We start from the raw sequence: 23,817 nt of genomic DNA, 5'->3' as shown, positions 1-23,817 counted from the left end.
CAGCCTCAGTGGCAAGCAAAGTATGATACGAAATATGAAAAGCAGGGTGAATTGTCTACTTTCGGCATGAAAAAATCCAATCTGATTACACGGGAAGGCTACGATACTCTGGAGCGGGAATTACGTTACCTTTGGAAAGAGGAGCGGCCGAGGGTTACCCAACAGGTTGCTGATGCCGCCGCACTGGGTGACCGCTCTGAAAATGCAGAATATATTTACGGTAAAAAACGGCTAAGAGAAATTGATCGGCGGGTTCGCTTTCTGACCAAACGACTTGAGCAGTTACAAATCGTTTATGCTTCGCCTAAGCAGCATGGCAAGGTTTACTTCGGCGCCTGGGTGGAGCTTGAAGATGAAATGGGTCAGCAGAAAAATTACCGTTTGGTGGGCCCAGATGAGTTCGATTTACGATTGGATAAACTAAGCATCGACTCGCCGCTGGCCAGAGCATTACTGGGTAAATCGTTAGATGATGAAATAACTGTCATGACACCGGCGGGTGAGCAGTGGTATTTAATTACGGCTATTCGTTATTCACCTTAAACTGATAAGATCAATCGTCTGGCTAAAAAATGCACTATACTTAAGCTGGATTTTAGTTCTATGGGAGGGCCTTGAAATGAAATCCCGTCGCCAGCTTTTGTTACTGATCCCGGCTGCTGTTATTTTAACAGGGTGCAGTGTGACACCAAAATATGTCATCACACCTGATTACGAATATATGCAGAAAGTAGAGGCATCAACCCGTTACCACGCGAATGCCGCCAAAGTTTACTGGGTCAACCCTCCAGTAAAACGTGTGCTTCGTGAGGATATTAAGCCGAACTGAAAAATTTTGTAACACAGTTTAACCGCCATGGTAGTAACAATGGCGGTTTTTTCGTTTATAGTGAAAAAAAACAACGGAAACTTGCGTGATGACCAGCCAGGAAACTCTGAAAATTATTGTAGTTGATGATGATTTACGTTTGCGTGCTTTGCTTGAGCGCTACCTGGTAGAGCAGGGCTATCAGGTGCGGAGTGTCGGTAATTATGAACAGATGCAGCGGCTGATGGAGCGTGAGCATTTTCATCTGGTGGTGCTTGATTTGATGTTACCCGGCGAGGATGGCTTATCGATCTGTCGCAAGCTACGCCAGCAGAATAATGATGTCCCTATTATTATGTTAACCGCCAAAGGAGATGAAGTGGACCGGATTATCGGTCTGGAGATGGGCGCCGATGATTACCTGCCAAAGCCTTTTAATCCCCGTGAGTTACTGGCACGGATCCGCGCTGTGCTGCGGCGAAAAAGTAAAGACTTGCCAGGTGCGCCTTCGCAGGAGGAAACCATTATCAGCTTTGGGCCTTTTACCTTTAATTTAGCCACCCGGGAAATGCGTAAAGGTGAGCAGCCCTTGCCCCTGACCAGTGGTGAATACGCAGTGCTTAAAGTATTGGTCAGTCACCCCCGTGAACCCTTATCGCGGGATAAACTGATGAATCAGGCCAGGGGCCGCGACTATTCGGCGATGGAGCGCAGTATTGACGTGCAGGTTTCCCGTTTAAGACGCATGCTGGAAGACGATGCTGCTAATCCCCGCTATATTCAGACCGTCTGGGGGCTGGGATACGTGTTTGTCCCCGACGGCAGCATCGCCTGATGCGCCTGCTACCCCGTAGCGCTTTCGGCCAGACAGTATTTTTAATCGGTTTTTTATTATTGATTAACCAGCTGGTGTCCTATGTGTCGGTCGCGCTTTATTTTATTAAACCCACTACTCAGCAAATAAACCATCTGATAGCCAAGCAGATTAAAGTGGTATTTATTGATGTTGGACAGAACACACCGGTGTTATCAGATGAGCTGACAAAGCGGTTCAGCGCAGCGACGGGTATTGAGGTTTACAGCGAAGCGGAAGCAATGCAGCAAGGGCTGGCTAATGCCCGTTATTATCGTTATTTTTCAGAGCAGATGTCTTCTGAGCTTTCAGGTCAGGCTGAGGTACGGATCGAGCAGGGAGACGCTTTCGCGTTTTGGGTAAAGCCACCGCAAGCACCACAGTATTGGGTAAAAGTACCGTTGTCCGGCCTGGATGAAACCGATTTTTCACCGTTAACCTTTTATTTGCTCCTGATTGGTATTTTGAGCGTTGGCGGAGCCTGGGTGTTCGCCCGCCATTTAAACCGGCCTCTAAAATCACTGCAACAGGCAGCGTTGCAGGTTGGTCGGGGCGATATCCCGCCGCCGTTGAAAGCGGATAAAGGCTCTACCGAGATCATCGCGGTGATCCGGGCTTTTAATTACATGGCAGAGGGTATTAAACGGCTGGAACAGGACAGGGCATTGCTGATGGCCGGTGTATCACATGATTTACGCACCCCGCTGACGAGGATCAGACTGGCTTCTGAAATGATGGCGGAGTCCGACAGTTGGATTCGGGATGGTATCGTTAATGACATTGACGATATGAACGCCATCATTGACCAGTTTATTGATTTTTTGCGTCATCATAAGCAGGAAAGTCTGCAACAGGTTAATTTAAATGAATTAATAAACGAACTTGTTCTGGCAGAGCAGGTGCAACAGCGGCATTTTATCACTGAGCTTGACCCCAGATTGCCGGACATAATGTTGCGAAAAATCGCAATGAAGCGGGTGCTGAATAATTTGCTTGAAAATGCGTTACGTTATAGTGCAGGCGATATCGAAATTAGCACCGGTTATGAAAAAAGTCGCAAACAGGTTTATCTGGAGGTTAGAGATCACGGGCCTGGTATTCCGGAGCATAAAATGGATGCCATGTTCGCCCCTTTTACCCAGGGTGATGAAGCCCGTGGCAGTGGTGGTTCAGGTTTAGGCCTGGCGATTATTAAGAAAATCGTCGATGCCCATCAGGGTAGTATCAGTTTATTTAATCACGCCCATGGTGGTTTGGTCGTCAGAGTATATTTACCTGTCAAAGCAGTCGGATAGCATCGATGCCGCCTTGTTTTAATGCAACAGCTGCCGCGGTAAAATTAAGCGCTAATGTCAACATTTAGTAACGATTATCTGATTTTCTGCGGTGTTTTTTCGCGGAATTGACGCAATTTCTTACAATTCAGATATTACATCCCGTTACATTTGTGGTAAAAAAACCAGGCTTCGTAAAGCAAATTACGCTTTTGAGCTAAACGGCTTTAGCGTTTAATTAATAACGTTGAAGGGCGTAAACAAATAATCCACATAGCCTGGTTGCTTCACCCTCTGTTGTCGCCAGGCTTTGTAAAAATTATAAAAGTACACACGCAGTACAATAGGAGTGAACCTTGGGAACCATGAATAAAGCCCTACTGGCAACCGCAGTCAGCCTTGCGATATCAGGCACGGCTCATGCGGGTTTTGAACAATATCGCGCAGGCTTTGGCCAAAGTGTCCATGAAGTTGTCGGCAAGGTAACCGTAAGTCTGAATGAACAGGAACAAACGCCTAGCGCCTGGTTTGTTGTTTTGAAAGCCCCTGCAGCGAGTGCGGCTTTGTCAGGTACCAGTTTTGATCAGCAGCAGGCGCAACAGTATGTTGCTCTGGCAGAGCAGGCTCAGCAGCAGGTCACCGCCGCTTTAATGCAGCTTGATACTGATGCCGAAATTCTCACTACTACTAAAAACCTGGCTGCGGGCCTGGTCGTTAATGCCACTGCCGACGCGTTAAAGGCGTTACAGCACAATCCACTTGTTGAATCCGTCTTACCAATTTATGACAGCGAATTGCATGTGGCTGACAGTGCGGCCTATATTAAGGCCGTGCAGACTGTTCAGTCAGGCAAGGCAACCGGTGAAGGTGTAAGAGTTGCCATTCTTGACACTGGTATCGACTACACCCATGCCGCTTTAGGTGGTGCCGGCACTGCAGAGGCCTATAGTGCGGCCCGGGCTAATACCGGTGAGGTAAGCTGGCCACAGGGTAGTGTGATTGGCGGCTATAACTTTATTGGTAATACACCGAACCCGATTGACCCGGCGAATGAGGGCCACGGCACGTCAGTGGCCAACTCAGTGAATGGTATCGCGCCGGATGTCGACTTTTATGGTTATAAAGTATGTGCACCCGCACCGGTTAACTGTACAGGTTTAGCCCAGATTAGAGCGCTGGAAGCGTCAATGGACCCTAACGGTGACAGCAATATGGCTGACCGGGTCGATATTGTTAATATGTCATTAGGTGGCGATTTTGGCTCTACCCAGACTCAGTCAGGTACGCAGTTTTTAATTCAGCGTGCAGTTGAACTGGGCGTTAATATGGTGATATCCGCCGGCAACGATGGCAATGTACCGTTTATTGTTGGTGGTCCAAGTACAACGCCTAATGCGTTGTCAGTTGGTGCGATGACCCACCCTACCTCTCTGGTTGGCACTTTCAGCAGTCAGTTGATTGAGGGTGAAGAAACCGCCATGGTGGCTGCGGGCTTTAATCCTTCATTTGATTTTGCCTTTAATTCTGCTGATACTCCTTTAGTGTTGGTGCCCGGCGAGTACACCGCCTGTAACCCATTGGCTGAAGATGCTGACCTTAGCGGTAAAGCAGTGCTGCTGTCGCGTGGCGCCTGTGCCTTTACCCAAAAAGTATTAAATGCCCAGGCCCGTGGGGCAGCTTTTGTCATTATTGCTAACAGCAATCCGGGTGAAGCGCCGATAGTCGCTGGTGGTTCAAACCCGGAGATTGCCATTCCTGCGGTGATGATTACCAAAGAAATTGGTGATGCGATCCGTGCCAAACTGCTTGATGGTATGGCTGTCAGCTATGATATTAACTCTGTTGCCAAATCCGGCGCCGGGGCAGCAGCTACCTTTACCTCGCGCGGCCCGTCAATGAACGGCTTGTTAAAACCGGAAATTACTGCCCCGGGTGTGGCAATTATGGTTGCCGATGCTGGTTCTGGTGATGGTCTTGCACCAGCGACAGGAACATCATTTTCCGGCCCGATAACAGCGGGTGCTGCCGCCCTGGTGCGCGGTGCTCTGCCGGATCGAAATGCTTTTGAAATAAAAGCGACGATGATGAATACAGCTAATTTGACAGTGCATCGTGATCCGATCGAAATAAACCCTGATGCTGAACTGGCACCGATCAGCATGATTGGCGCTGGTTTAGTGGATGTAGAAAAGGCCGTTAACAGCCCGGTTGCTGCCTGGGTTTATAATGCTGAGCATAATACCCGCCAGGCAGCGCTATCCTTTGGTCTGCAGACCATGGCAGCAGTTAGCAGCATCACCAAAACGGTCAGCCTGAAAAACTTCAGCAATCAAGCTAAAACGTATTCTTTAGCCATCAATGATCGTTACGCTGAAAAAACCGCAACAGCAGCTTTAAGCTGGCAGCATCCGGCAACGATCACCGTACAACCTGGTCAAACAGTCAATTTCGATGTGACGTTAACGGTTAACCCTGCCAATCTGCCAGAGTTTGAACTGGCAAACGGCCTGACCTGGCAAGCTTATCTGGCAGCAGAAAAGCTGGATCAGGCTGAGTATGATGGTGCCTTAGTCTTTAACGACACAAGTACTGACGCTGACCATGATTTGCACCTGGTATATCATCTGATACCAAAAGCTGCTGGCAAACTGGCATTAAGTAGCGAAATGGTTGACGATGAAGTCGCCACTAAACTGACTAATACCGGTGTGATTGATGTTGAGCCATTTGCTTCGGCACTGGTAGCAACCTCTGCTGCAAACAGCGCATTACAACCCATGCATGATATCCGAGCCATTACCATGGACATTGTGCCAGCATCCTGGTGTGATGCCGGTTATGCGCTTTATCCAACGTTCCATCTGGATGGCCCGATAAATCACCTGTTACAGGGTAATTATGCGCTTGACCTGGATATTAACAATGATGGCGTGCTGGATTACACCATGAATACCTTATTGGTAACCCGTTTAGGTGCAACGTACAGCGCGTTCCCGGGTGTTATGGTGTCTTTTAATACCCGTTTTGGCAGATTATCTGGCGCACTTGGCGATGTTTATCACTTTGCCGGTGGTAAGCAGGTTACCTTGGAGTCATGTTTTGAAGACGTTGGTTTGACCGCAGCTGATATGGGCCGCACAGTGACGGCGCGGTTCCGGACCGATAGCAACAGCTACTCACTGAACGCTAACTTTATCGCTGATCAGGTGACTTCGCCGGTAAGGGTGGAGGCTTCCCCGCAAATTAGTTTAGTGAATGAACTGAATGTTGCTGAGGCTGCAAGTGTTAGTGCGACCGACGATGCCGAAGTTGATAACATTGTCGAAGTATTAGCACCTGGCCAGTCTGCCTACATTATGCGCACTGCCGGCGATAACCGCAGCTATGTGATGATGTCAGCGCAGGCAGAAGCCGTTGCTATCGCTAACTATGCAGCACCAATTGCTGAACCCGTTGTTGATGCAGGTCAGGAGCTCAGTGTTGCTGAAAACGCCACAAACGGCACTGTGATCGGCCAGATAGCTGCAACCGTGGATTTCCGCACCGCAGTGACGGAGTTCGTGACATTGGCCAGCACATCTGACGCTGTGGTGGTGCAGGATGATGGCTCTGTGGTCGTCGCAAATTCCTCTGTCCTGGATTTTGAAGCTGGCATGACGGAGATCCAAATGGAAGTCGCCGTGCTGGATTCAAATGGCGGCATGTCTGCCCCGGTATCGGTTACGGTTAACGTCAATAACGTACCGGATGAACAACCGGTGGTAACGGTGAATTTAACAACACAGCAGCTTGAAATTGGCAGTGCCGCCGGCATGGTGCTGGGCAATGTGTCGGTCGCAATTACTGAAGCAGATGCCAGTCTGGTTTCAGTCAGTACCAACAACCCGCTGTTTAAGGTAGAGAACGGCCAGCTTAAGTTAGCCAGAATGGCAGTGAAATCTGATATCAGAACGCACACTGTAACCATTACTGCAACAGACAGCTCTGGCATGCAGGGTTCTGCCAACGCTCAGGTCACGGTTAACAAAGGCTCAAGCGGTAGCTTTGGCATCTTTGCTCTATTGTTACTGCCGTTGGCGCTGCTGCGTCGTCGTTCGAAAACAAACTAAGTTGTACTGAGAAAATAACCTCAGAAAAAAGCCCCGCAACTGCGGGGCTTTCTTTATTAAAGCTGATTGCAAATTTGCTGCAGCTCTTCTGCGCTGAACTGATATTGCTGGTTACAGTACTCGCAGGTCATTTCAAGTTTACCTTCTGCAATATGTTCACTGAGCGCCTCTTTGCCCAGGCTGTATAAGGCAGATTCACATTTCTGCCGGGAGCAACCGCAAACAAAGTTGACATCCTGAGCCTGGAACAGCTCAACCTGCTCCTGGTGAAACAGCCGGTACAGCATTTGTTCGGCAGGCAGGGATAACAGTTCATCTGCGGTCACTGTGTCGGCCAAGATCACCAGCTCAGCAAAGTCATTGGCGGCTTTATCCGGTTCAACTGGCAGCACTTGCAGCATCAAGCCGGCAGCACGGTTGCTGGCCGCTATGTCAGTATAAATGTACAAGCGGGTAGGCAATTGCTCCGACTGGGCAAAGTAGCTCTCAAGGGTGCTGGTCAGCGTGTCGCCTGCTAACGGAATAATGCCCTGATAACGCTCACCCTGGCGGGGCGTAATAGTCACAATCAGATAGCCTTCACCTATTAGCTCCCGAAAACTGCTGCCACTTAATTCAGCCTGTAGCCGCACAACTGCGCGGAAGTTCTGCTGATTGTCGCCATTTACTGCGGCAAATTTAACCGGGCCATCGCCCTGCAACTGTACGGCGATCTCGCCATCAAATTTCAGGGTCGCAGTAATTAAACTGGTCGCGACGACAAGCTCGGCCAGTAACTGTTTCACCGGTAAAGGGTAATTGTGGTTTCGTAACATCTGGTCCAGGCTGGCCTTAACCTGCACCAGCTCGCCTCTGACATGTTTTTGCTGGAACAAAAAGCGGTGTAACTTATCCGGGTTCATAAGGTCTCTCTTACTGCTTGGATTTTAAAAGTAATAACTGCCGGCGCATTTTTTTATCCGGTTTAGTATCCGGGTGCGGGGCAAACAGGCTGTTAGTTTTACGAAGCTCGGCCCGGGCCAGTCGTTGTTCAGTACTGGCTGCTGTTTCCTGATAAAGCGCCTGCGCCAGCGGCGCCGCCAGTCGTTTTTCTGACAACCCCATGACTACTACCGTTTTTTCATCGCTGCCTTGTGCCAGCTTAATGGTGGCGCCGATCTCGACCTGACGGCTTGCTTTGCAACGCTGGTCATTGTAGTGTACTTTGCCGCCTTCGATCATGCTTTTAGCAAGGGCGCGGGTTTTGTAAAACCGGCAGGCCCAAAGCCACTTATCCAGCCTGATGCTGTCATTCTGCTGTAATTTGGCTTGCGTGGTTGTCATATTTATCCTGTAAGCTGAACTGAATAAGTATTATAGTGCCAAACGACTACTGAAGCGTAGTACCGGCATTGTTTTTGCTGTTATGAAGTTGTAAAAATACCGGCCCGCTCTTGTTGGTAAGCCGACAACTGAGTAAGATGAATCTGAACTATTTATAAGAAAGCTGAAATGAATCTGTCTTTGTCGATGCAAGATTTTAATCGTTATAGTCAGCGGTTGCCGGTCAGTGCTTTACGTAAGTTACTGAACGTGGCGCTGGTGCTGATCCTTGCCTGGTTACTGGCGCGGTTAAGCTGGCAGTTGATACCGGCACCACAGCTGCCTGAGCCGACACCGTCACAGCAAACTGCTGTTGTGGCCACCGGACAACCCGGAACATCGCTTGAGCAATTATTAAGTTTCCCGCTGTTTGGTAAAGTGGCTGCCGAGCCGCCACAGCCAGCTGTTGTCGTAACCGAAGCGCCGAAAACCCAGCTGAATGTAAAACTGACTGGTGTGGTTGCCAGGCCAGACCCCGCCAGTGGCAGCGCTATTATTGAAAGTCGTGGTACTGAAGGGACCTACGCGGTTGGCGATACTATCGAGGGCACGAATGCTGAATTAAAGCAGGTATTAATTGACCGGGTATTAATTCAGCAGGCTGGCCGGTTTGAAACGCTGATGCTTGATGGTATTGAATATACCAAAATGGCTCAGGCTAACGCCGGTCTGGGGCGTGAAGATAGCCCTGAGCCTGCTTTTGAAAATGAATTGGTTGCACTGCCGCAGGCAGAAGCGCCGAGCCTTGATGAGCCGACATTACCGGTAAGCCGGGATGAGCTGCTGGCAGAGCCAATGAAGTTTTTTGATTATGTGCGGGTGTCTCCGCAGACACGGGACGGCAATTTGATTGGCTACCGGTTAATGCCGGGAAAAGACCCGGCATTATTTAATCAGCTGGGGCTGCAGCAAAACGATTTGGCTGTCGAAATTAATGGTATACCGCTGAATGATATGCAACAGGCGATGCGGGTGATTAATGAACTCAGAGACGCGACAGAAGCGGCAATTAAAATAGAACGTGATGGCGAAGTCAGAGATATTCTGTTTAGTCTGTCGCAATAATATAATTAGATAACAATTGGTTAATTTCTCATGATATCAGGTGGTTTTCTCAGGGGTTCAGGACGTGCTTTAGCCGGTTTGCTGGCTGGCGCGGTGTTTAGTTTTGCGGTTCTGGCTGATACAGACCAGGTGCAGTACTCACCAAATTTTAAAGGTACTGATATCAACGAGTTTATTAATATCGTCGGTATGAACCTGAAGAAGACCATTATTGTCGACCCGCAGGTCCGTGGCCGGATTAATGTTCGCAGTTATGAGATGCTTAACGAAGAGCAGTACTACCAGTTCTTTTTAAATGTGCTGGAAGTCTATGGCTTTGCTGTTGTTGAAATGGAAAGCGGGATCCTTAAAGTCGTTCGTAATAAAGATGCTAAGACCTCTAATATACCGGTAGTGGGGGATGAGGATCCTGGTTACGGCGATGAAATGGTCACCCGGGTTGTTCAGGTGCGTAATGTGTCAGTCCGGGAGCTGGCACCGCTGTTACGCCAGTTCAGCAATCAGGCTGGCGGTGGCCACGTGGTTAACTACGATCCTTCAAATGTCATTATGATGACGGGCCCGGCTGCTGTCGTGAACCGGATAGTTGATATTATCCGGCGGGTAGATAAAGCGGGCGACCAGGAACTGGAAATTCTGAAACTGGAATTTGCCTCGGCCGGTGAAATTGTCAGGATCCTGGAAAATATTTATAAAAGCCAGGGCCGGGCCGAACAACCTGATTTCCTGATCCCGAAAATTGTCGCTGATGAGCGGACGAACAGTGTTATCGTCAGTGGCGAGTTACAAGCGCGTAAGCGGGTCATCGAACTGGCCAAACGGCTGGATGCCGAATTACAGACCAGCGGTAACACCCGGGTTCATTACCTGAAATATGCCAAAGCAGAAGAATTAGTACCGGTATTAAAAGGGGTCAGTGAGTCTATCGTCGCTGAAGTACAAGGCGCTGCAGGTACGGCGGCTGCTCAGGGTGCCAGACGAAGCGCCGGCAGCGGCAGGGAAATCAGTATTGAGGCCCATGCTGACAGCAACTCACTGGTAGTGACTGCCCAGCCCGATATGATGCGATCGCTGGAAGATGTTATCCGCCAGCTGGATATCCGCCGCGCTCAGGTACTGGTCGAAGCCATTATTGTTGAAGTATTTGAAGGTGACGGCACCGATTTCGGTGTCCAGTGGCTTAACGCCAATGGCGGTGGCACTAATTTTACCGGTGGCAACACTATTCCGATCATTAGCGTGGCGGCCGGTGCGGTTCAGGCATCACAAGTCACGCCAGGTACGACTACAACGACTATCGTCGATGGCGTGCCGGTAACTCAGACAACACCCGCTTCCAATCGTGATTATTCTAAGTTAGCGCAAGCGCTGCAGGGCTTAAACGGTGCCATGCTGGGGTTTGTGCAGGGAGACTGGGCTGCCATTTTGCAGGCGGTGCGCACCAGTACCAATTCAAATGTACTGGCAACCCCGCATATTACCACTATGGATAACCAGGAAGCGTTTTTCCTGGTCGGGCAGGAGGTGCCGGTAATTACCGGTTCAACTACCGGCGATAATAATACCAATCCCTTTCAGTCGGTACAGCGTCAGGAGGTGGGGATTAAACTGAAAGTCACGCCACAAATAAATGAAGGTAATGCGGTCCAGCTGACGATTGAGCAGGAAGTATCCAGCATTGGCGGTGCTACTGCGGTTGATATCACCATTAACAAACGGGAAATTAAAACCACGGTGTTAGCTGATGACGGTGCCACGGTAGTGCTGGGTGGGTTAATTGATGAAGACGTGCAGGAAAGTGAATCTAAAGTACCGTTGTTAGGCGACATCCCTGTTTTGGGACATTTATTTAAATCAACCAGTGTTACCAAGCAAAAGCGCAATCTGATGGTCTTTATTAAGGCCACGATTGTCAGGGAAGGCTCTGCCATCTCTGGTATTTCAAAAGCGAAATATAATCATATCCGTGCTGAGCAATTGCTGCGTGAGGAAGAGGGTATCCGCTTAATGCCAAACACCAACCAGGTGGTACTGCCAGAATGGGATGAATCACTGGCAATACCACCCACATTTGAGCGCTATATGCAGGAGCAGCAGCAACAGCAACCAGCGGCTGAGCAGCAGCCTGTCAGCGGAAACCGCGACTAATGGCAGGCGTGATAGCAGAAGACGACGTTAAGCCTGTTAGTAACCGGATTAGGTTACCATTTAGCTTTGCCAAACGTCATGGTGTGCTGCTGCAACAGCAGCAGCACGGCTGGCTGCTTTATGTGCAACCGGCCACCCGGCCAGAGTCGGTACTGGAAGTCCGGCGGCTGCTGGCCGAGAGTTTCAGCGTTTCGCCGGTATCGGCCACAGAATTTGAAGCCCTGCTGGAAGCCAGTTATCAGCGTGATTCTTCTGAGGCACAGCAGCTGATGGAAGATATTGGCAACGAGGTGAATCTGGCGTCTTTGGCTGACGATATTCCGGAAACTGAAGATTTGCTGGAAAATGAAGACGACGCTCCTATTATCAAATTGATCAATGCCATGCTTGGTGAAGCGATTAAGCTTGGCGCATCAGATATTCATATCGAAACTTTCGAAAAAGCCCTGATTATCCGGTTCAGGGTTGATGGCCTGCTGCGGGAAGTTCTCAGGCCCAACCGGCGCTTGTCCAGTTTGCTGGTCTCGCGGATTAAAGTAATGTCAAAAATGGACATTGCTGAAAAACGGGTGCCGCAGGATGGCCGTATCAGCTTGCGGATAGCCGGCCGGGCTGTTGATGTCCGGGTGTCAACCATGCCATCAAGTCATGGTGAGCGGGTAGTACTGCGGTTACTGGATAAAAATAACTCACATTTAAATCTGGCCGATTTAGGCATGACGTTAGCGGTGCAACAGGCCTTCTCCAGACTGATTTTAAAACCGCATGGCATCATTCTGGTCACCGGCCCGACCGGCTCGGGTAAAAGTACCACTTTATATGCCGGTCTGACTGAAATTAATACCAAAGACCGGAATATTCTGACGGTGGAAGACCCGATAGAGTATGAACTGGAAGGCATTGGTCAGACTCAGGTGAATACCAAAGTCAGCATGACGTTCGCCCGTGGTCTGCGCGCTATTTTGCGTCAGGACCCGGATGTTGTGATGGTGGGTGAAATCCGCGATCTGGAAACTGCTCAGATTGCTGTCCAGGCCAGTTTAACCGGTCACCTGGTTTTATCTACCCTGCACACGAATACTGCAGCCGGCGCAATTACCCGGCTGGAGGATATGGGCGTGGAGGCATTTCTACTGTCATCCAGTTTACTCGGTGTGCTGGCGCAGCGGTTGGTGCGCACGCTGTGCAGCCACTGTAAAGCGTTACACGAACCTGACAAAGAAGAGCGGAACCTGCTGGGTATCACCAAAAAAGAAGGACAGCAGATCTTCCGTGCCAAAGGGTGCGAGCATTGCAACTACACGGGGTACCGCGGCCGTACCGGTATTCACGAATTATTGCTGGTGGATGAAACCATCCGGGAGATGATCCATAACGGTAAGGGTGAACAGTCGATAGAAAAGTATGCCCGAGCTCATTGTCCCAGTATCCGGGTAGACGGTTTCAGCAAAGTTCTGGCAGGCGAAACGACACTGGAAGAGGTGTTACGGGTTACCCGTGAGGATGTGTAATGGCCGCATTTGAATATCTGGCGCTGGATTTACGCGGTAAGAAAAATAAAGGCGTGCTGGAAGCGGATAACGCGCGCCATGCCAGGCAGATGTTGCGTGAACAAAAACTGCAGCCGCTGAGTGTTGAGCTGGCATCGCAACAGGAAAAGCTGGTTGCGTCAGGCAGAAAGTGGCTGAGCCGGAAGATTTCTGCTGCAGAATTAGCCTTGTTAACGCGTCAGCTGGCAACACTGGTTGAGGCCGCACTACCGATTGAAAGCGCCTTACTGGCGGTGGCAGAGCAGTGTGAAAAGCCGCGTTTGCAGAACATGATGATGGCCGTGCGCTCCAAAGTCGTCGAAGGTTACACGTTAGCAGAAGGCCTGGCAGAGTTTCCTCATGTATTTGACCATTTATTCCGCTCAATGGTGGCAGCCGGCGAAAAGTCGGGCCATCTGGAGCAGGTGCTTAACCGGTTGGCTGATTATACCGAGCAACGCCAGTACATGCGCAGCCAGATCCTGCAGGCGCTGTTGTATCCGATCATTTTAACCTGCTTCGCGGTGCTGGTGATTAGCATTCTGCTGGCGGCAGTAGTACCTAAAATAGTTGGCCAGTTTGAACATATGGGCCAGTCTTTACCGGGTACCACGTTATTTCTGATTGCTGCCAGTGATTTTATTCGCAGCTACGGTATTTTATTATTGCTGGCTATTATGCTGGCAGCCGTGTTCTGGCAGCGGGCGTTGCGCAAGCCAGAACTGAAATATCGCTGGGATCGGTTCACCCTGCAGCTGGGTTTGTTTGGCAAAGTAAGCCGTGGCCTTAATACAGCCCGGTTTGCCCGCACCCTGAGTATTCTGAATGCCAGCTCTGTACCGCTGCTTGAAGCAATGCGGATAAGTGCCGATGTGCTCGGTAACAGCTATATGAAAGAAGCGGTTGCTGAAGCAACCGGGCGGGTCCGCGAAGGAACCTCACTTAGAAACGCGCTCGAGCAAACCAAAATGTTCCCGCCGATGATGTTGCATATGATTGCCAGTGGCGAAAAAAGTGGCCAGCTCGACAGCATGCTGGAGCGGGCAGCGAATGCTCAGGACAAAGAGTTTGAGACGTTAGTAACGGTATCATTAAAGGTATTTGAACCGGTATTGGTCTCAGTAATGGCAGGTATGGTGTTATTTATTGTCATGGCAATATTACAACCCATTTTAGCGTTAAATAATATGGTAGGTGGATAAGATGTTAAGGCAGATACAAAAAGGTTTTACCTTGCTCGAGGTAATGGTGGTTATCGTTATTCTGGGTATTATCGCCAGTATGGTAGTGCCGAATTTAATGGGTAATCAGGAGCAGGCTGCCCGCCAGAAGGTGGTGGTAGATATTCAGCAGCTGGAAAGTGCGCTGGACATGTACCGGCTGCGTAACGGTTTTTATCCCACTACTGAGCAGGGACTTGAGTCCTTGGTGACTGCAGCGACCTCCCAACCGGCACCGCGCTCTTTTCCTGAGGGCGGTTTTATCCGCAGATTACCCAAAGATCCGTGGAACGAAGACTATATTCTGGTGAGCCCGGGGCAGCTGGGCCGGATTGATGTCTACAGCAAGGGCCCGGACCGGGTGGCAGGTACTGATGATGACATTGGTAACTGGAACCTGGACGCGGCAGACAGCAGCAATAACTAATGATAACTACCTTGTCAGGCCGCTTGCGCCAGACTGGCTTTACCCTGCTGGAGGTGATGCTGGTTTTGTTGTTAATCGGTCTTCTGGCGACAACGGTGGTGCTGAACTTCAGCGGGGATTCGCCAGAACAGCGACTGAATAAAGAGACAGAACGCTTTCAGCAGGTTTTTCAGTTTATTGCAGAAACCGCGATGCTAAAGCAGCAGGAATGGGGCCTGGTACTTAACCCGGGCAGCTATCAATTCGTCTATTTTGATGGTGAAAAATGGCAATTGGCTGAACAGATTAAGGCCGCTACTGAGTACAAGCTGGCTGACGATATTCAGCTGCAGCTGGAGCTGGAAGGCTTACCAGGCGCAGAACTGAGCCTGTTAAGCCAGTTGAACTGGCAGGATGATGACGAGGTTGCTGACAGCGAGCAACCGCCGGTGCTACCTCAGGTATTTATGTTATCTTCAGGTGAAATCAGCCCGTTCCGGCTGAGTTTCCAACTGGGAGACGGTCCTGACAAGGTAAGCCAGACCGTTGGCACAGATTTTACCATTCCGCTTAACCGCTCTGACGTGATAACGGTACGCTGATGAATAGCCGCGGTTTTACTTTGTTAGAGCTGCTGGTTGCCATGGCCATCTTTGCCACGGCTGGTTTAGCAATTATGCAGGCGAGTGCGGGGCATATCCGGGCGCTCAGTCAGATAGAAGAAATGACGATAGCCGGTTATGTCGCTAATAATCAGCTGCAACTGGCTATGCTTGAGCCTGTTTGGCCGCCGAAGGAAATATTACAGGGCGAGGTGGAAATGGCAAACCGGCAATGGCTGTGGCGACAGCAGGCAACGACAGTGCCGGATGCCGATTTGCGTCAGCTGGTGGTCAGTGTCAGTCTGGCAGAGCAGCCTGATGACATACTGCTGCAACTGACAACATTTATAGGCAAGCCCAGTGGTTAAACAACATGGTTTTACCTTTATTGAAATGTTGCTGGCCACCGCGATATTTGCCATGGTCGGCCTGGCGTCTGTTGCGGTGTTGACCAGTGTCACCAACAGCGACGAGCTGTCACAGCAGGCAACAGCCAGAATTCAGCAGTTACAACGCACGATGTTGATGCTGGAGCGGGATTTTATGCAAATCAGCGCCCGGCACGTCCGCCTGGATGGCGAAGCACCGGTGAAGTACCGGCTGTACGGAGAGCAGTATTTACTGGATAGTGAAGATCATGGCCTCAGTTTCACCCGGCAGGGCTGGCGTAATCCTGGACACATATTGCCTCGTGGCGAGGTACAGCTGGTTGCATACCGGTTAGAAGAAGGTAACTTGCTCCGCCTGTTCAGCCTCTATCCTGATGCGGTAGCCGGCAGTGAGCCGCTTTCGCAAATATTGCAGCATGATTTAACCGCGTTTGAGGTGCGGTATCTGCAGGGAGAGCAGTGGCTGGAAAAATGGCAGGACAGCGTCATGCCAAAAGCGGTGAAGGTCACGCTCACCCATGACTATCTTGGTGAAATAGAGCGTATCTTCAGCTTGCCGGCAGGGTTGGTGGTGCAACGTAACAGCACTGACCCTGATGCAGATCCGGCCGGTCGGGACCGGCAAAACAACAACCGTGAAACGCCGGGTAACAGTAATAACCCCGTTCAGCCTGATGATCAGCGGCGGGGGCTGCGCTGATGTTAAAATCCGAACGTGGCGCGGCACTAATTACCGTATTAATGATTGTCGCGATAGTGGTGGTGATTGCGGTGAATATGACCGGCCGCCTGCAACTGCAGCTGCAACGTCAGCAGAATCTGCAGCAGCAACAGCAGGCATTCTGGTATGCGATGGGCGCTGAGCATTTTGCAAGGGTTTTGCTCAGCCGCAGCCTCAGCGGTGAGCAGACCGTTCATCTGGGCCAGGACTGGGCGCAAAGCGGTGCCAGCTTCCCGGTTACTGATGGCAATATTGCCGGCGAGATCACCGATCTGCAGGCCTGTTTTAATTTAAATGCCTTACAGCAGGCAGGCCAGCGTGGCGCGTCCGGCCGGATTGAACCGACGGCAGCGCAGCGCAGTTTTCAGCGTTTACTGGAACTGGCCGCCACTGAGCTATCCATGCCTGCAGAGTATCTGGCAGCACGAGTGCATGACTGGCTGGATGAGGATAGTTTACTCAGTACCGCGGGCAGTGCTGAGGAAGATGATTATGCTTCATTACCGTTTCCCTACTACAGCGCTAACTCGTTAATGGTATCGGTCAGTGAACTCAGACAGATACTGGACATTACGCCGGCGGATATTCAACTGCTGTTACCTTACATCTGTGTGATCCCGGAAAATAATCAGTTGCAGCTCAATATTAATACTCTGACCGAGCAAACGGCCGTGTTACTGGCAATGCTGGTACCGGAACTCACTGAGGCCGACGCCGCAGATATGATCGCTGACCGGCCGGAAGAAGGCTTTAGCAGTGTCGATGAATTACTGGCCTTACCACAATTAGCGGGGGTAGAGGTGGCAGATGACGTTAAAGCGTTATTAACGATAAAGTCCAGTTACTTTCAGTTAGTCGCAACCACATCTTATCTGGAAACGGGTTTCGTGCTAACGTCAGTGCTAAGAGTAGATGATGAGAATACAGTCAGGGTATTGGCCCGGCGATTTGGAGGCCAGGGGTGAGTGAACAGTTAATTATCAGGCTGGGAAGCCGGGCTGGCGACACCGTCAGCTGGCTGGTTTGGCAGAGCCATAATAATGAAATAATAGCGTCAGGTGAAATAGCCAATGCAGACGAGCTGCCAGAGCTGGCTCAGCGGCTGGGTAACCGGCCTGTTGTCGCGTTGGTTCCGGCTTCTGACGTGGTATTAAAACAGGTTAATCTGCCTACCCGACCCACCCGGCAAATTCTGCAGGCATTACCTTACATGCTGGAAGACGAACAGGCTGAAGATATTGATCAGCTGTGGCTGGCACTGGGGGAGCTGACGCAGCAGGAAGGTCAGTATCAGCAGCAGGTAGCCGTTGTAAAACGGACCCGGATGGACGACTGGCTAAGCTGGTTGCAGCAGGCAGGTTTTAAAGTAGTAAAAATGCTACCGGATGCCTTACTGCTGCCAGATAGCCCACAGCCAGCCTGCATTGAGTTGAATGGCCAGTGGCTGATTAAGCAAGGTCCCTGGCAGGCCAGTGCTGTAGATAGCAGCTGGTGGCCGCAATATCTGGCATTGGCTGCTCTGCCAAATATTGCCAGCTACAGCCCATGGCCGGCTGATATTATGCAATCTCAGCAAAATATGGAACCTGAGCTGCCGCTGGCTTTGCTTGCCAGACAACTGCAACAGGTCGACTTTACCTTGCTGCAAGGGCCTTATGCGCCTAAACGCCAGACCAATAAATACTGGCAGCAATGGCGCAGTACTGCAGCTCTGGCTGCTTTGTGTTTTGGTGTCTATCTGCTGGTCCAGGGCTTTGCTATCTGGCAATTAGATAAACAGTTAACGCAGGTGCAGCAACAAAGTCTTGCCCGGTATCAGCAGGCTTTTCCCGGTGAAACCGTGGTCAATCTGTCACGCCAGGTTGAACAAAAGCTGGCAATGGTGGGAATGGGTAACGAGTCTGCTAATTTCCTGACATTATTAACCGCGCTGCAGCGTCAGCTGGCCGAAGTCGGCGACATTAATATTGATAGTTTACGCTTCGATGCGGAGCGTACTGAGCTGAGGTTCTCTGCCAATGCCGGAGGCTTTCAGAATTTCGAGCGGTTAAAAACCGCACTGGAAAGTGCCGGCTATCTGATAGAGCAGGGTGCACTGAGTAATGATGGTGCCCGGGTACAAGGCACTGTTGTAATGCGGAGTAGGGCATGAAGCAGCAAATTCACAACTGGTGGGGCAGTCTGGCAAACCGTGAGCAGCGGCTGGTGAGCTTAGCGGCCCTGGCGCTCGCCGTTGGCGCGCTGTACTGGTTTGTCTGGCAGCCATTGCAGCAGGGCTACACCAGCAAGCGGGCGGCATTACAACAAGCTCAGCTCCAGCTGGCAAAATTACAGCAAGCGCTACCCCAGATCCAGCAGGCGGCAGCCAGTCAGGAACGGGTAGGAGGAAGTCTGGCGCAAATTGTAAGTAACAGCTCCCGCACCTACAACATCCGGGTAAGCCGGATGCAGCCACAAAATAATCAGTTGCAACTGGTGCTGGAGGACCTGCCCTTTGAACAGTTATTGCGCTGGCTTGCTCAGCTGCAAACAACACACGGCGTAAAACTGGTTAGTCTGGATGTTGCCAATACCGATCAAAGTGGCATGGTCCGGGTAAGACGAATGGTAATTGAATAGTATGAAGTATTGGAAATTAACTCTGGTTGGCGTACTGACTTATCTGTGCTTTGTAGTGTACTTGGTACCTGCCGCCTGGTTTGTGTATTGGTTAGGTCTGCCGGGGAATATTCAGGTTGGCCAGGTGCAGGGCACCATCTGGCAGGGTTCAGCAACGGTTGTTCAGTATCAGGGATTACAATTTCAGCAATTACGCTGGCAGTTTAATGGCTGGTCGTTATTGCGTCTTGCTCCGCAAGTCAGCCTGACTGCAGGTAGCATTGGCGAACGGGAACAACCCTATATTACCGCCCGCATAGCTTACAGTTTCAGTGGCCTTGAAATGCAGCAGGCACTGGTGCGGTTACCGGTCAGTCAGTTGTTACCACTGATAAAATTACCGTTACCGGTCGTTGCAACAGGTGAGCTGATGGTTGAGGTGCAGCAATTCCAGCAGGGCGAACCCTGGTGCAAGAGCCTTGAGGGGAATGCCAGCTGGCTGGATGCCAGGCTGCAGCCGCCAACCGGAACCTGGCTGGAACTAAACAGTATTGTTGCTGACTTACGCTGTCAGGACGGCAGCCCGGTTGTGATAACCGATGGCAATAACAGTCTGGGTCTGGCGGTAACAGCAGCTGTCGAAAACAACCGCCTGACCGTAAATGGCACCCTGAAGCCGGAAGCCAGTCTGCCACAGGAAGTCCATCAGGCGATGCAGTTTGTCGGCCGACCCGATGAACAAGGTCGCTATACCATCAGATTTTAGCGCCGGTAGCAGCGTTTACCTTGCCTCTGTCTTTAATTTGGAATGGGCCAGAATATCCGGCAATAACGGCGTGTAGTCAGTTATTGCCGGAAACTCACTAATAGTTCTGGTTTGCTGCCGGCTGTCTGGGTTTGCCACAGCCAGTAAATGCTTAATGCCAAAGTGTTTAGCGGCGGTCAGAATGGGCAGGCTGTCGTCGACAAATAACGTGGTGTCATTGTCAAAACCAAGCCGTTGTTGCAGCTTTTGCCACAATGCCCAGCTTTCTTTGGTTACCCCAAATTCATGGGTGGAAATAAGATTGTCGATATATTTTGCTAAATCGGTGCGTTCAAGTTTTAGCGACAAGCTGTCGGGGTGCGCATTCGTCACTAACACAATATTGCGGCCGGATTGTTTCAGAGCAGTTAAAAATGCCGGCACATCGGGACGCATCTGAATTTTATCCATGACTTCACGTTTTAGTTCAGTAATAGGCAATTGTAACCGTTTGCCCCAGTAATCAAGACAATACCATTGTATTTTGCCCGTTAATTCAGCATATTCACTCTGCAACTGAGCTTTGGCATCAGCCAGGGTAATACCGCTGATTTCAGACCAGCGCAGCGGTAAATGCTCCAGCCAGAAATGATTGTCAAAGTGCAAATCCAGCAAAGTGCCATCCATATCCAGTAATACGGTGTCAATTTCTGCCCAGTCCAGCATAGGTTTTTCCTGCCTTTCGTTTTATAGTAGCCACAGCAGATTGTAACAGAGGGCAAGTGATGACGCAGCGCCATACGACTAAACAGGTACCGGAAATTCTGGCGCAGGAAATCGTGGCGCAAAGCAGGTTGTTTAAAATCGAGCAGTTGCAACTGCGTTTCAGCAATGGCGCAGAGCGGGTGTATGAGCGGATGCGGGGCTCAGGCCGCGGCGCGGTCATGATAGTGGCATGCCCCGACCCTGATCATTTTTATCTGATCCGGGAATACAGTGCCGGTACCCATGATTATCAGCTGGGGTTTCCCAAAGGGCTTATTGATCCTGGCGAAGACGTGCTGGCAGCAGCGAACCGCGAATTAAAAGAAGAAATCGGTTTTGGCGCCGGCCGCTTTGTACCGCTGAAGTCACTGGCGCTCGCACCGGGATATTTTAATGCTACAATGCATATAGTTATGGCGTTCGATTTATATCCTGAGCAACAGCTGGGTGATGAACCTGAACCGCTGGAACTTATCAGCTGGGCGCGCCAAGACAGTGATCTGTTATTACAACAGGTTGATTTTACCGAAGCTCGGAGCGTTGCCGCCCTGTTACTGGCACAGCAATACCTGGAAGCAAATCCGGATGTTTTTAAGCAAACTGCTTGAGAGTGTAAAACAGACCGCCCGTGAAGCCGGCCAGCATTTATGGCAGCTGTATCAAAGCGGTGACTTTGTAGCCGGACAAAAAGCCGATACCAGCCCGGTGACCACGGCAGATCTTGAAGCCAATGCCTTAATCATTGCCCGTTTGTCAGATTTAACGCCGGATATTCCTGTTATTTCAGAAGAAACCACCTTATTACCGTTGGCACAGCGCCAGCACTGGCCGCGTTATTGGCTAATCGACCCAATGGATGGCACTCAGGAATTTGTCGCCCGCAGTGGTGATTTCGCCGTAAGTATTGCGCTGGTAGAACATGGCTGGCCAGCACTGGGGGTTATCTACTGGCCAAAAGAAGATATTCTTTACTATGCCAGCCGGGGCCATGGCTCATTTAAACAGCAGCGTAATATTATTAACCGGATGCAGGTGCATCAGCATCAGCAGGGTGAAGTGCTCAGAATTGCTGTAAGCCGCCGCCAGCCGTTACAACCTATCATATCGCTACTGAGCAAGCGGCAGTCGGTCGAGTATATTCCACTTGGCAGTTGTTCCCTGAAGAGCTGTCTGGTTGCAGAAGGCAAAGCAGACTGTTATCTGCGGCTTGGGCCGACCGGCGAATGGGATACCGGCGCTGTGCACATTATTGTCGAAGAAGCGGGCGGCAAAATCCTTGACAGTCAGTTTGCCCCCCTTAGCTATAATCAGCGCGAAACCCTGGCCAATCCCGATTTTATGGTGATAGGTCAGGCAGAACTGCCATGGCGGGAGCTCATTCAGGCCAAACCGACTACCCGCCCTCTGGTTTCATAACCAAGCGTTTTTTCTGCATAACTGTGCTATAGGCCAGATAACACGCGGTTTAGTGTGGTTTTAGCGCCATTCTCAACTATCTTTTTTCTGCTGAAAACGCTAAGATGCACGGGTATTTTTTGGGCAAAAACCAGGCTGTTGCCCAAAAAATAACATAAATAATAAGTCCGCTAGAGACTGCACCCTTACCTACAGTACCCTTAGGAGTTACATCATGTCCGATCTGGATCTGGGCCAATACGGCATTACAGATGTCACGGAAATCGTTTATAACCCGTCATATGACTTATTGTTTGCGGAAGAAACCCGTAGCGATCTGCAAGGTTATGAACAAGGCAAACTGACCAAGCTGGGCGCGGTTTCAGTAGATACCGGTATTTTTACCGGCCGCTCCCCGAAAGATAAATATATTGTTCGTGATGACACTACCCGTGATACCGTCTGGTGGTCTGATCAGGGCAAAAATGACAATAAAGCCATCAGCACACAAGTCTGGACTGAACTAAAATCCCTGGTCACTAAGCAGTTATCAGGCAAACGTCTGTTTGTGGTTGATACTTACTGTGGCGCCAATGCTGATACCCGTTTAGCCGTTCGCTTTATTACTGAAGTGGCCTGGCAGGCACACTTCGTCAAAAACATGTTTATCCGGCCGACTGATGAAGAGCTGAAAAGCTACCAGCCAGATTTTATCGTGATGAACGGTGCCAAGTGCACTAACCCGAACTGGCAGCAGCAGGGCTTAAACTCTGAAAATTTCGTTGCCTTTAACCTGACAGAACGGATGCAGCTGATTGGTGGCACCTGGTACGGCGGCGAGATGAAAAAAGGTATGTTCTCAATGATGAACTACTTTTTGCCATTAAAAGGCATCGCGTCTATGCACTGCTCGGCCAACGTCGGTAAAGATGGCGATGTTGCCGTATTCTTTGGCTTGTCAGGTACCGGTAAAACAACCCTGTCGACCGATCCAAAGCGCCAGCTGATTGGTGATGACGAACACGGCTGGGACGATGACGGGGTATTCAACTTTGAGGGCGGCTGCTACGCCAAGACCATCAATTTATCAGAAGAAAACGAGCCGGATATTTACCATGCTATCCGCCGTGATGCGCTGCTGGAAAACGTCAGTGTTGCAGCTGATGGCACTATCGATTTTGACGATGGTTCTAAAACCGAGAATACCAGGGTGTCTTACCCGATTTATCATATCGATAATATCGTTACCCCGGTATCCAAAGCCGGCCATGCTAAAAAAGTCATTTTCTTAACCGCTGATGCCTTTGGTGTATTACCACCGGTCTCAAAACTGACTGACGAGCAGGCTAAGTATCACTTTTTATCAGGCTTTACTGCCAAGCTGGCGGGAACAGAACGTGGTATTACCGAGCCTACCCCAACGTTTTCCAGTTGTTTTGGTGCGGCCTTTTTAAGCCTGCACCCGACTCAATATGCAGAAGTACTGGGCAAGCGAATGGCTGCAGCGGGTGCAGAAGCCTATCTGGTGAATACCGGCTGGAACGGCACTGGTAAGCGGATCTCGATTAAAGCTACCCGCGCTATAATCGACGCCATTCTAGATGGCAGCATTGAAAATGCCGAGTTTGTACAACTGCCGTATTTTAATCTGGCAATGCCGAAGCATCTGCATGGCGTGGAAGATGGTATTCTGGATCCGCGGGCGACTTACCCTGACCCGGCAGACTGGGATAAAAAGGCAAAAGATCTGGCCAAGCGATTTGTCGATAACTTTGCTAAGTTTACTGACAATGCTGAGGGCAAGGCCCTGGTTGCCGCCGGCCCGCAG

At 50.4% G+C, this 23,817-nt stretch carries 23 protein-coding genes; 20 read left to right on the top strand and 3 right to left on the bottom strand.

From position 1 onward, the window contains the following. The first annotated feature begins 51 nt into the window (after positions 1-51). The 5 genes from greB to R3177_RS00690 all read left to right on the top strand — a co-directional run bounded on the left by greB (position 52) and on the right by R3177_RS00690 (position 7,044). A complete protein-coding gene (gene greB, locus R3177_RS00710; RefSeq protein ID WP_413229051.1) occupies positions 52-543 on the top strand; it encodes a transcription elongation factor GreB in 492 nt (163 codons plus the stop codon). A 76-nt stretch (positions 544-619) separates the two neighbouring features. Then, positions 620-829 (top strand): hypothetical protein, encoded by a 210-nt coding sequence (locus tag R3177_RS00705; RefSeq protein ID WP_318969122.1) that lies wholly within the window; start codon positions 620-622, stop codon positions 827-829. Between the two features lie 88 nt (positions 830-917). Continuing rightward, positions 918-1,643: a two-component system response regulator OmpR gene (gene ompR / locus R3177_RS00700; RefSeq protein WP_318969121.1), complete on the top strand. Its 726-nt coding sequence runs from the start codon at positions 918-920 to the stop codon at positions 1,641-1,643. Next, positions 1,643-2,956: a two-component system sensor histidine kinase EnvZ gene (envZ, locus tag R3177_RS00695; protein ID WP_318969120.1), complete on the top strand. Its 1,314-nt coding sequence runs from the start codon at positions 1,643-1,645 to the stop codon at positions 2,954-2,956. Before ompR ends, envZ begins: the two co-directional genes overlap by 1 nt. 344 nt (positions 2,957-3,300) lie before the next feature. After that, positions 3,301-7,044, top strand: a complete 3,744-nt coding sequence (locus R3177_RS00690) for a S8 family serine peptidase (RefSeq protein WP_318969119.1) — start codon at positions 3,301-3,303, stop codon at positions 7,042-7,044. A 56-nt stretch (positions 7,045-7,100) separates the two neighbouring features. On the opposite strand, the gene hslO is transcribed toward R3177_RS00690, so the two are convergent. Further along, entirely contained in the window at positions 7,101-7,946 is an 846-nt protein-coding gene (hslO, locus tag R3177_RS00685; RefSeq protein WP_318969118.1) for an Hsp33 family molecular chaperone HslO, read from the bottom strand. A 10-nt stretch (positions 7,947-7,956) separates the two neighbouring features. After that, positions 7,957-8,367 (bottom strand): ribosome-associated heat shock protein Hsp15, encoded by a 411-nt coding sequence (gene hslR / locus R3177_RS00680; RefSeq protein ID WP_318969117.1) that lies wholly within the window; start codon positions 8,365-8,367, stop codon positions 7,957-7,959. A 168-nt stretch (positions 8,368-8,535) separates the two neighbouring features. Between hslR and gspC the strand changes: the two genes are divergently transcribed. From gspC to R3177_RS00620, 12 genes are all read left to right on the top strand, one after another. Continuing rightward, positions 8,536-9,471: a type II secretion system protein GspC gene (gene gspC, locus R3177_RS00675; protein ID WP_318969116.1), complete on the top strand. Its 936-nt coding sequence runs from the start codon at positions 8,536-8,538 to the stop codon at positions 9,469-9,471. Between the two features lie 93 nt (positions 9,472-9,564). Continuing rightward, positions 9,565-11,619, top strand: a complete 2,055-nt coding sequence (gspD, locus tag R3177_RS00670) for a type II secretion system secretin GspD (protein WP_318969115.1) — start codon at positions 9,565-9,567, stop codon at positions 11,617-11,619. Further along, entirely contained in the window at positions 11,619-13,130 is a 1,512-nt protein-coding gene (gene gspE / locus R3177_RS00665) for a type II secretion system ATPase GspE (RefSeq protein ID WP_318969114.1), read from the top strand. Before gspD ends, gspE begins: the two co-directional genes overlap by 1 nt. Next, positions 13,130-14,350: a type II secretion system inner membrane protein GspF gene (gspF, locus tag R3177_RS00660; RefSeq protein WP_318969113.1), complete on the top strand. Its 1,221-nt coding sequence runs from the start codon at positions 13,130-13,132 to the stop codon at positions 14,348-14,350. The genes gspE and gspF overlap by 1 nt, the downstream gene beginning before the upstream one ends. A 1-nt stretch (position 14,351) precedes the next feature. Then, positions 14,352-14,795, top strand: coding sequence for a type II secretion system major pseudopilin GspG (gene gspG, locus R3177_RS00655; protein WP_318969112.1), 444 nt, complete (start codon positions 14,352-14,354; stop codon positions 14,793-14,795). After that, positions 14,795-15,376: a type II secretion system minor pseudopilin GspH gene (gspH, locus tag R3177_RS00650; protein ID WP_318969111.1), complete on the top strand. Its 582-nt coding sequence runs from the start codon at positions 14,795-14,797 to the stop codon at positions 15,374-15,376. The genes gspG and gspH overlap by 1 nt, the downstream gene beginning before the upstream one ends. After that, the gene (gspI, locus tag R3177_RS00645; protein ID WP_318969110.1) at positions 15,376-15,744 is read left to right on the top strand and encodes a type II secretion system minor pseudopilin GspI; all 369 of its coding nucleotides are present in this window, start codon (positions 15,376-15,378) and stop codon (positions 15,742-15,744) included. Before gspH ends, gspI begins: the two co-directional genes overlap by 1 nt. Then, entirely contained in the window at positions 15,737-16,465 is a 729-nt protein-coding gene (gene gspJ, locus R3177_RS00640) for a type II secretion system minor pseudopilin GspJ (protein WP_318969109.1), read from the top strand. Before gspI ends, gspJ begins: the two co-directional genes overlap by 8 nt. Next, positions 16,465-17,451, top strand: coding sequence for a type II secretion system minor pseudopilin GspK (gspK, locus tag R3177_RS00635; protein WP_318969108.1), 987 nt, complete (start codon positions 16,465-16,467; stop codon positions 17,449-17,451). The genes gspJ and gspK overlap by 1 nt, the downstream gene beginning before the upstream one ends. Continuing rightward, complete coding sequence (gene gspL / locus R3177_RS00630; protein ID WP_318969107.1) at positions 17,448-18,638, top strand: type II secretion system protein GspL; 1,191 nt, start codon at positions 17,448-17,450, stop codon at positions 18,636-18,638. The genes gspK and gspL overlap by 4 nt, the downstream gene beginning before the upstream one ends. After that, entirely contained in the window at positions 18,635-19,105 is a 471-nt protein-coding gene (gspM, locus tag R3177_RS00625; RefSeq protein ID WP_318969106.1) for a type II secretion system protein GspM, read from the top strand. The genes gspL and gspM overlap by 4 nt, the downstream gene beginning before the upstream one ends. Position 19,106: 1 nt before the next feature. Continuing rightward, positions 19,107-19,850 (top strand): type II secretion system protein N, encoded by a 744-nt coding sequence (locus R3177_RS00620; RefSeq protein WP_318969105.1) that lies wholly within the window; start codon positions 19,107-19,109, stop codon positions 19,848-19,850. A 15-nt stretch (positions 19,851-19,865) separates the two neighbouring features. Here R3177_RS00620 and yrfG read toward each other — a convergent pair whose 3' ends face one another. Continuing rightward, positions 19,866-20,555, bottom strand: a complete 690-nt coding sequence (gene yrfG / locus R3177_RS00615) for a GMP/IMP nucleotidase (protein ID WP_318969104.1) — start codon at positions 20,553-20,555, stop codon at positions 19,866-19,868. Positions 20,556-20,614: 59 nt separating this feature from the next. Here yrfG and nudE point away from each other — a divergent pair, with 59 nt between their 5' ends. The 3 genes from nudE to pckA form a co-directional block, all read left to right on the top strand. Next, positions 20,615-21,202 (top strand): ADP compounds hydrolase NudE, encoded by a 588-nt coding sequence (gene nudE / locus R3177_RS00610; protein ID WP_318969103.1) that lies wholly within the window; start codon positions 20,615-20,617, stop codon positions 21,200-21,202. After that, a complete protein-coding gene (gene cysQ, locus R3177_RS00605) occupies positions 21,180-22,010 on the top strand; it encodes a 3'(2'),5'-bisphosphate nucleotidase CysQ (protein ID WP_318969102.1) in 831 nt (276 codons plus the stop codon). Before nudE ends, cysQ begins: the two co-directional genes overlap by 23 nt. A gap of 214 nt (positions 22,011-22,224) precedes the next feature. Next, positions 22,225-23,817, top strand: a 1,593-nt coding sequence (pckA, locus tag R3177_RS00600) for a phosphoenolpyruvate carboxykinase (ATP) (RefSeq protein WP_318969101.1), incomplete at its 3' end; no start/stop codon positions are given.

The sequence above is a fragment of the Arsukibacterium sp. genome (assembly GCF_033722355.1).
GTDB lineage: Bacteria > Pseudomonadota > Gammaproteobacteria > Enterobacterales > Alteromonadaceae > Alishewanella.
This window is presented reverse-complemented; position numbering and strand designations above follow the sequence as displayed.

Bases quoted from the DNA above. Each gene is read 5' to 3' on its own strand.
- R3177_RS00705 (WP_318969122.1), top strand. From the start codon at position 620: ATGAAATCCCGTCGCCAGCTTTTGTTACTGATCCCGGCTGCTGTTATT.
- ompR (WP_318969121.1), top strand. From the start codon at position 918: ATGACCAGCCAGGAAACTCTGAAAATTATTGTAGTTGATGATGATTTA.
- envZ (WP_318969120.1), top strand. From the start codon at position 1,643: ATGCGCCTGCTACCCCGTAGCGCTTTCGGCCAGACAGTATTTTTAATC.
- R3177_RS00690 (WP_318969119.1), top strand. From the start codon at position 3,301: ATGAATAAAGCCCTACTGGCAACCGCAGTCAGCCTTGCGATATCAGGC.
- hslO (WP_318969118.1), bottom strand. From the start codon at position 7,946: ATGAACCCGGATAAGTTACACCGCTTTTTGTTCCAGCAAAAACATGTC.
- hslR (WP_318969117.1), bottom strand. From the start codon at position 8,367: ATGACAACCACGCAAGCCAAATTACAGCAGAATGACAGCATCAGGCTG.
- gspC (WP_318969116.1), top strand. From the start codon at position 8,536: ATGAATCTGTCTTTGTCGATGCAAGATTTTAATCGTTATAGTCAGCGG.
- gspE (WP_318969114.1), top strand. From the start codon at position 11,619: ATGGCAGGCGTGATAGCAGAAGACGACGTTAAGCCTGTTAGTAACCGG.
- gspF (WP_318969113.1), top strand. From the start codon at position 13,130: ATGGCCGCATTTGAATATCTGGCGCTGGATTTACGCGGTAAGAAAAAT.
- gspG (WP_318969112.1), top strand. From the start codon at position 14,352: ATGTTAAGGCAGATACAAAAAGGTTTTACCTTGCTCGAGGTAATGGTG.
- gspH (WP_318969111.1), top strand. From the start codon at position 14,795: ATGATAACTACCTTGTCAGGCCGCTTGCGCCAGACTGGCTTTACCCTG.
- gspI (WP_318969110.1), top strand. From the start codon at position 15,376: ATGAATAGCCGCGGTTTTACTTTGTTAGAGCTGCTGGTTGCCATGGCC.
- gspK (WP_318969108.1), top strand. From the start codon at position 16,465: ATGTTAAAATCCGAACGTGGCGCGGCACTAATTACCGTATTAATGATT.
- gspM (WP_318969106.1), top strand. From the start codon at position 18,635: ATGAAGCAGCAAATTCACAACTGGTGGGGCAGTCTGGCAAACCGTGAG.
- R3177_RS00620 (WP_318969105.1), top strand. From the start codon at position 19,107: ATGAAGTATTGGAAATTAACTCTGGTTGGCGTACTGACTTATCTGTGC.
- yrfG (WP_318969104.1), bottom strand. From the start codon at position 20,555: ATGCTGGACTGGGCAGAAATTGACACCGTATTACTGGATATGGATGGC.
- nudE (WP_318969103.1), top strand. From the start codon at position 20,615: ATGACGCAGCGCCATACGACTAAACAGGTACCGGAAATTCTGGCGCAG.
- cysQ (WP_318969102.1), top strand. From the start codon at position 21,180: ATGTTTTTAAGCAAACTGCTTGAGAGTGTAAAACAGACCGCCCGTGAA.